We start from the raw sequence: 531 nt of genomic DNA, 5'->3' as shown, positions 1-531 counted from the left end.
CAATACCACCACCTAAGCCAAAACACATAGCCGCAATCGCACCCAACGCTCCAGGAAGGCGAAATGCCTCTATAACGGGAGGTAATGTCATTAACCGCTCGTTCTGATCGTGAGGCTCTCTCATGCATCCCCAAACTAAGGCCCCAACAGCAAGTGCCGCCATCCCTAAAATGATAAAAGCTGCTCTCCATGATAAGAGCTGTGTGATCAGTGCGCCGATAGCAGGGCTGGTTATCATGCCTAATGTCAATCCAGCTTGCACCATCACAATCTGCCGTATCGAGCGCCCACCTTTTGCATCACCAGCCAACGCAAATGCGATTGGCAGCATTCCTGCGCTAGCAATGCCCGTAACAACACGAGTGGCTAAAGCCCATTCAAACTGGCTAACCAAGCCAGTCAGAATCGAGGAGATGCCAAAAACGAAACAAGCAGGCAGCATAAGGCGAAGACGCCCTACTCGATCCGACCAACGCCCTAAATAAGGCGCACAAAACGCAATCGCTAGACTATACGCCGTAATAAAGAGTG

Annotated in this window: 1 protein-coding gene; it reads right to left on the bottom strand. The window is 51.0% G+C overall.

Going from position 1 to position 531, the window contains the following annotated elements; genetic code table 11:
• The coding region (locus tag R7Z50_RS30770; RefSeq protein WP_318150187.1) for an MFS transporter at positions 1-531 on the bottom strand (531 nt) is incomplete at both ends.

The sequence above is a fragment of the Vibrio sp. 1249-1 genome (assembly GCF_033340495.1).
The sequence above is the reverse complement of the archived record's forward strand: the minus strand, read 5'-3'. Positions and strand labels throughout refer to the sequence as shown.